This is a genomic window from Pinirhizobacter sp. (assembly GCF_035317885.1).
GTDB lineage: Bacteria > Pseudomonadota > Gammaproteobacteria > Xanthomonadales > Rhodanobacteraceae > Pinirhizobacter.
Map to the genome: position 1 here is coordinate 1 of NZ_DATHFX010000361.1, position 7,314 is coordinate 7,314.

The 7,314-nt window shown below is 64.8% G+C and carries 4 protein-coding genes and 1 pseudogene; all 5 read right to left on the reverse strand.

What is annotated here, in order from left to right:
- Window positions 1–440, reverse strand: a pseudogene (locus VK519_RS11900) (TonB-dependent receptor); the annotation flags it as partial.
- Between the two features lie 270 nt (window positions 441–710).
- On the reverse strand, window positions 711–3,434 hold the full coding sequence (locus tag VK519_RS11905) for a glycosyl hydrolase family 65 domain-containing protein (protein WP_324350029.1): 2,724 nt from the start codon (window positions 3,432–3,434) through the stop codon (window positions 711–713).
- 135 nt (window positions 3,435–3,569) lie between these two features.
- Entirely contained in the window at window positions 3,570–4,787 is a 1,218-nt protein-coding gene (locus tag VK519_RS11910; protein ID WP_324350031.1) for an ABC transporter permease, read from the reverse strand.
- Window positions 4,788–4,796: 9 nt separating this feature from the next.
- Window positions 4,797–6,101 carry an ABC transporter permease gene (locus tag VK519_RS11915; protein WP_324350033.1) on the reverse strand — a complete coding sequence of 435 codons (1,305 nt, stop codon included), beginning with the start codon at window positions 6,099–6,101 and terminating at the stop codon, window positions 4,797–4,799.
- 158 nt (window positions 6,102–6,259) lie between these two features.
- On the reverse strand, window positions 6,260–7,314 hold a 1,055-nt coding region (locus tag VK519_RS11920), incomplete at its 5' end, for a DUF6519 domain-containing protein (protein WP_324350035.1).

The following is a 7,314-nucleotide window of genomic DNA, read 5'->3' on the forward strand; positions in this document are numbered from 1 at the left end:
CGGCCCGCCACGCGTTGCGTGGCCAGGCCAGGCAAGCGGGACAGGCTTTCGGCGATGGAGGAATCGGGCAGCTTGCCGATGTCCTCGGCCGAAATCGCCTCGATGATGCTGTTGGAATTTTCCTTGGCGCGCTGGGAACTCTGGATACTGGCCTGGATGCCCGTCACGATGACCGCGTCGAGCTGGCTGACCGAGTCCTCGGATCGTTTCTGGTTCTTCTTGTCGGCCTTGCTGTCGGTCTTGGCCGGCGTTTGTCCGGCGGGCGTGGTCGCCTGGGTGCTGCTGTCATTGGCCGGTGGCGGCTGGGTGGCGTCCTGCGCCAGGGCGCCTGGGGCGATGGAAGAGAGCAAGAGAGCCGTGGCACAGGCAGCGGCAAGCGGCCTTGGGTGCAAACGGAAGGAGCGCACGGCAAGCACGTGCGACAAGCAACGATGGTCCATCAAATCTCCCCGGAGCGAATGAAAGCGCCCCCCTCGGCGCTGCCGTTGCAGCATGCGCGAAGGAATTTGCTGCTGTCATCATGCATCGCAACATCATGTTGCGGAGAATTCGTGAAGTTGTGGATTAGCTCCGCAGAATGTTGTCACGATACCGCGACGATGGGCCTTGAAAGGCCACGGCAGCCTATCCTGCCGTCATGTCGCAAGTTCTTGCGATAAGAAATAGGCCGCAGTTATACCCGTAGGTTTCCGCTAGATCGACTCATCCGCTCATGGATGACTCGCGCCGTTAACCGACACTTCAACCACGTGGACCGGCGTCGCGCTCGCCTTGCCGTCCACCACCACGCGCAAGTACTGCGCGCTCTTGCCTCCCGTTGCCGCGGTAATGGTGTCCACATCGCCAGCACCTGGGGTGGGTGCAGTGCCCACGGGCCACCATGCCTGGCCATCGTTCGAGGCATCCACCGTGTACTGGAATTTCTCACCGGCACCGCGCGTCACCTGCACGCTCGAGATCGCCGCAGGCTTGCCCAGGGCGATGGTAAGCGTGCCCTTCCCGCCCACCGGCATCCAGCTGGTGGCGATCGAACCATCCACCGCGGCCACCGGCGGATTGGCGGCAATCGCCGATGTGGCGGAAGTTACCTGGCAGCGGGCCAGGTTGTCGGTGGGTTGCAGGTCGGGCTTGCGGGTATCGAGCACCAGCGGCGTGCCGGGCTCGAGCATGCGCTTGCCGGCACGGGTGGTCACCGGGATCGCCTTGCCCGATGCGAGTGTCACCGTGGTCTTGTCGCGGGTGATGCGCATGGTGAATACGCGGCCCTGCCATTGCAGGCCGTTCAACGTCAGCCCCTGCAACTGCGGCGGCAGGCTGGGATCCAGTTCGATCGCATCGGCGCCGAAGCGCAGCCCGCTGAAGCCATAGAGGAACTGCTGCAGCACGCCACCGGTACCGGTAAGGAAATTCAGCGGCCCGCCTTCGGTGGTTTCACTGGTCTGGAAGAACGGTTCGTGCAGCTGCGGCAGGTAGCTGCGGATCATGAACGTATAGGCCGCGCATCCGGGCAGGTCCAGCGCGGAGGTTGCGATCGAATGGATGGCGTCGGTCATGGCCGGCCCGTTGGCGCGGGTACGCGGCACGTAATAGTTGATGTCGTTGAGTGCTACCTGGGTGGGCATCGGGTAATGCAGTGGATAGGTCATCAGCACCACGTCGGCCTGCTTGACCGTGGATCCGTCGTAGCCGTCGTATTCCAGGTGGCGCTGGTTGACCGCATCGAACGGAATGGTCTTGACCAGGCCATCGGCCACTTCCTGCCAGCGCGGCTGCACGGGTTTGCCCAGAAGGCCCGCCGCAGCGATGGCGTGCTTGATCGCCTGCGAGGCGGCAGCGTTGGTATAGGCAGAGTTGTTCACGCCGAAATGGTCTTCGTCCGGCGGCTGCACGTTGTTCACCGCGAAGCCGCCGTTGGCGACGGGCGTTGCCACGCTGGTCCAGAAATCGGCAACGGCGGCGAGCACCGGGAAACCCTTCGAGGCCAGCCACGCACGATCGCCGGTGGCCGCGAAGTAGTTCCACTGCGCCATGGCAACATCGGCCTGCAGGTGGAATTCCTGGCTGCAGCTGTAATTCGGGTCGGCCAGGATCTTGTCGTTCGCATCCGCCCGGGTGCCGTAACAGTCCTCATGGATGGAGCCATCGTCGGCCGCCGTCCACGGATAGAACGAGCCCATGCGGCCATTGGCGCTGGCGTTCTTCTTTGCAGCGGCGAGGGTATCGAAACGGTAGTCGACCATGGGCCGGGCGATATCCGGGTGCGCGGCCAGCAGCGCGGGCATCATCCAGGTATCTGAATCCCAGAAGGCCATGCCGGCGTAACTGTCGCTGCTCAAGCCCGATGGGCCGAGCATGCCCGGCGCATCGTCGCGGATGCTGGCGTAGAGGTTGTATATCCCTGAGCGCACCACGTTCTGCAGCTGCGGCGCGCCGTCGATCACGATATCGCCCTGCCACACCTTGTCCCAGGCGGCGCGGCTTTCGGCAAGCACGGCCTCGACGCCGGCGCCAGCGGCAGCCAGCGCTTCCTTCGCGGCAATCGCCGCGGGATCGGATGAATCCTTCGATGTGGCGACAGCCACGACCTTGGTGAAGGTATAGGTCTGGCCGGCTTTCACCGCCACGGACACCCTTTCACCACCACTCAAGGCCTTGCCGGCCGCCGCGGCCTCGCCCGTCATGGTCGCACCGCCCTGCAGCTGCAGGATCGATGTCATGGCAAGGCCCACCCTGGTACCGGCCGTACTGGCCGTGAGCGTCGTGCGGTGCGCGACCGTATCCACTTTCGCAGCGCCTGCAACCAGGCGTGCCGCGCCGGCGCCATCGAACCACCCGGTGACCTTCAGCGTGCCGTTCCAGTTCGGCGTCAGGCGAAGTTCGACGATACCCACGTGCTTGCGCGCACGGCTGGTGAACACCCGGTACTGGAAAGCGGTAGTTTCGCCGCCGGGCGCCTTCCAGGTACCGGAGGTGGTGATCTGGCCGGTTCGCAAGTCCTGCACCTGGCGGTAACCGTCGATGTCGGCGAGCTTCGCCGTGGCTGCGGTGTATGGTCCCGATTCAGATGCAAAGTCCAGCGAGCTCCAGGTGGGCAGCAGCGCCGGCACGCGCTTGGTTTCGTCGCGATAGATGTTGGAAAACTTGCCCGATGCGTAAAAACCTGCCAGGAGCGATTGCACGCCGCGGGCGGCATCGATGGGCCAGTTGGTGCGGCCGACGTTCGCAAGGTACCCGGCACCGGCCGGCGGAATTCTCTGGCTGAAGTAACCATTGCCCACGTAGGGCATGCCCGTTTCGCTGGACGCGAAAGTGGTGGACACGAACAACCAGGGGCTGGGCGCCGCGGCCGCCTGCGGCGTTGGATCAGCGAACGCGCATGGCGTGAAGGAAAGGCACGCCGCCATGGCGGCCAGGATCAACTTTGAACGTACCACGTTGGCGATCTCCCTTACTGCCCTGCCCCATCAACATCGAACGACCATCGGGCATGGCAAACACCCGGGCCCGCCCTTTGCAATAGCATGTCCGGCGAGCAGGCCGCAAGCATCGTCTTGATGGGGATCGAAGATCTAGGTACTGCGCGTTGCCACCACCGGCGGCACGGCTGCCGCCCGCATCGCCGGCCACAGCACGGCGGCCTGGCCCACGATCCATAGCAGGATGGCGCCTGCCACGGGATATGCGCCTGGGAGGCGCGGCAACTCGTAGTGCTGCATCAACAATCCGTTGATGGCATAGGCCAGGGCGGCGCCGGTGGCGATGCCCACGGTGGTCAGGATGAAATTCTCGGTCTGGAAGTAATGAAGGATATTCGCGCGCGTGGCGCCCAGCGCGCGGCGCACGCCGATCTGCCGGCGCCGCTGTGCCACCCAGAAGCTTCCCAGGCCCACGATGCCCAACGCGGTCACCACCAGCAAGGCCACGCAAACGCCCACCAGCAGGCCGATCATGGAGCGATCGTCCTGGAAGTACTCGCGCCGCACCTCGGAGAACGTGCGCTTTTTCAGGATGAGGCGATTGGGATTGATCACCTTGAGCGCGGCAACGGCTTGCTGGAGCACGCGCTCGCGATCGGCCGGCGCGGTACGGATGATGTAGTTCGTGCCGGGTAGGGCTCCGATGCGCATGGGCATGACCATGCTGTAATCGGCGGTATTCCAGTCCCAGATGGAAGGCCGTACCAGGTGCCTTAGCACGCCGACCACCATCATCGGCTTGTCACCCATGTAAAGCGTCTTGCCGACCGCGTTCTGGCCCGGCCAGAGTTTTTCCGCCGCGCCGCTGGAGATCACCACGACCTTGGGGATGATCGTCAGCTTCGAGGCGATCACCACCGACAAGTCCACGTTGTCTTCGTGGGTAAGATCGCGGCCGGCGATCACCTGCGCGCCCAGCGCCTGTACCACGTCCTGGCCCTGGTAAAGGGTGGCGTTGAGCGATTCTGTCTTCTGGTTGGGGTCAAGCTTGATCGTGGTGTTGTTGGACGACCGCCCGAAAGGCACCTGGTTGCTCAGCGCCACGGCCTTCACGCCAGCGATCTTTTCAATCGCGGCAAGATCTTCCCGGGCGCGCGCCATGGTGTCGGCGCGACGCCCGATGTCGACCGTCTGCACCTGGATCACTTCATCTTCGGCGATCCCGCTGGGTATGTTCATGCGGTCGATGCGCTGGGAGATCAGGAACACCGAATTACAGACGATGGCGCAGGTAAGGGCGATCTCCAGGATCACCAGGAGTGCTGTGATCTTGTGGTGCCTCAGCGAGGCAAGAATCGGCATGATGTCCATGTTCTTTCCCTAGTTGCTCTTCAGCTGAAGGGCGGGCACCACCTGGCAGGCGCGCCAGGCAGGCAGCATTCCGGCGACGAGCGTGGCCGATACCGCCAGCACGAAGGTCGCCAGCAGCATCGGCAGGTCCAGGTGGGCCAGCGAGGCATAGTCGGAAGGCTGCAGGCGCACCAGCCACAAGCCCACCAGCGACAGCAGCAGGCCGGCGACGCCACCCACCAGGCCCACCAGGCCCGCTTCCACCAGCAACTGGGCGAAGATCACCCGGCGTGACGCGCCCAGGGCGCGGCGCACGCCCAGCTCCGAGGCCCGGCGCAGGAACTTGGCCAGCATCAGTCCCACGGTATTGACCAGGCACACCACCAGGAACCCCAAGGCCAACCACACCTGCAGGCGGACGTCCCCCGGCACCACCTTGTTGATGTCCAGCCATTCCATCACGTTGGAAAGCGCCACGTTCGGCGGCCGCTGGAACCGGCCCAGGGCCTTCTGGTCCTGGCTGTAATGGATCAGGAATTCCTTATAGGCGGCGGCCTTGGCCGGTGAGTCCAGCTGCACCCAGAACTGCAGCCACACGCATTCGGACGTTTCCATGTGCTCGCCGTCGTTGCTCTTGTTGCCCCAGCAATCGGACGAGCCATTGCGGCCGAGCAGCAGGTCGCGGGCGGTGAACAGGGGCACGAACACGTTCTCCTTCTCCGAGTACGTGCTCATGTTGAGGTCGTAGAAATGTGGGTTCGGGCGCCAGTTGTCGATCACGCCGATGACGCGCAGGTCATGCCCGTTCACGCGCAGCGATTGTCCCGTGCTGTCCTTGCCGCTGAATATCTTGTCGTTGAGTTCGCGGGTGATCACCACCACGCGGGCCTTGGCCTCGTCTTCGGTCGACGCCCAGGGGTGGCCGAAGATGAAAGGCACGTTGAACATGGGGAAGAAGTCGGCCGTGGTGTAGCGAGCGTCCTCGATGAACGGCTCGATGCCCGACTGGGGAGGCTGGATCGGCACCGCGCCACCGGTCATCAACGCCTGATGGGTGCCCCGTGCGGCCTTGAGCAGGGCCATGCCGTCGGGGTAGGAAAGCTGGTCCGGCGGCTTGCTGGTGGGCGTGTAGCCGTCCATGTCACGCGGGTCCATCTGCGGGTAGTAAAGCTGGGCGCTGCTGCCGGGAATCGGGTCACCGGAAAGTACGTGCAGCACCGTGAGCGTGGTCATGCTCGCCCCGATGCCCAGCGCGATCGCCAGCACCATCAGCAGCGTGAGCGCGCGATTGCGCTTGAGGCTGCGCAGGGCCATCTCCAGGTTATAAGCGAACATGTCCGTCCTCCCGCGCACCCCGCGGTCATGTCCTGTGCTGCAACTGCCGTGCCATGGCCGATCTGCACGGATCCGGGGAAAAACCGCAATCCGTTGGTGCAAGCCAGTGTCCGCGGACAGATTCCCATGCCCGGCGGACACTACTCCTCAGGGCGTGCTCAGCGGGACCTCCGCGTTGCCTTCGTGGCCTTGGCCGCCTTACTGGTGGCCGTCGTCTTGGTTGCCTTCGTTGCCTTAGTCGCTTTCACCGTCACCCTGGCGGTCTTCGTCGGCCTCGCCGGCACAACAGGTGTCAGCGGCCTGGCTGGCGCGGGCGTGACGGTTCCTGGCGCGGTCTTCCTTGCGGCGCCCGCGGCGCGCAGTTGCTCGCACAGCGAAACGATGCGGCAGCAGCATTCGGTGTAATTGGCGCGAAGGGTGGACACGCCCAGCGCCGCGCGGTGGTGCATGCCGCGGGATTTCACCGCGTCCGGCGCACCGTTGGTGGTGGGCCAGTCCAGGCTTCCGTTCCCCGCCACGCGCGCGGGAACCTGCCAGTAGTCGCCCGTCGCGTACGCGCCGCCGGGCTCGAACCAAACCTGCAGCCCGTCCTCGAGGGTGATCCAGCCGCCCTCGGCGACGGGCAGCACGCCGTCGGTGGAGACACCATCCTGCTGGTCCCAACGACGAATCAATGCATGTTTGGCAGGGTCCAGCGATGGCAGGGCGATCGTGTCGCCCTTCAGGCCCTGCAGGGTGACGGTGCGGCTGGCCGCATCGATGGCCACAACCTGCAGCAAAGGGGAGGCAAATTGCGAAAGCGTTGCGTTGTCATCGAGCACTTCTACCCACTCGTTGGCGGCAAGCCCCAGCCGCTGGTCGCGGCCAAGGTTACTTAAGCTCACCACCAGTTGCGGCGAGCCGTCCTGTGCCGACCCGCCGGAAGCTCCCGTGACCGGGAATATCACCGAGCCGTTCTCGCGCGACCACTTGAACGTCGCCCCCACGGCCGCGCCATTGGGCCCGATGGACGCGCCGTCGTGGATCTCCACGCGATAGAGCTGGTTTTCAAGCCCCCGGTAACGGGCGTCGGCGGCAATAACGCAAGGGTCGTCGTCGCTATCGGCGGGACCTGCCTGCGCGCGCAGGCGTGGCCACGCATAGGTGGCGCGTGCATTGAGCACGGCGCGCAAGGTGGTGCAGGGATCGCCCTGCCCGGCGTCCAGGCTTCGGC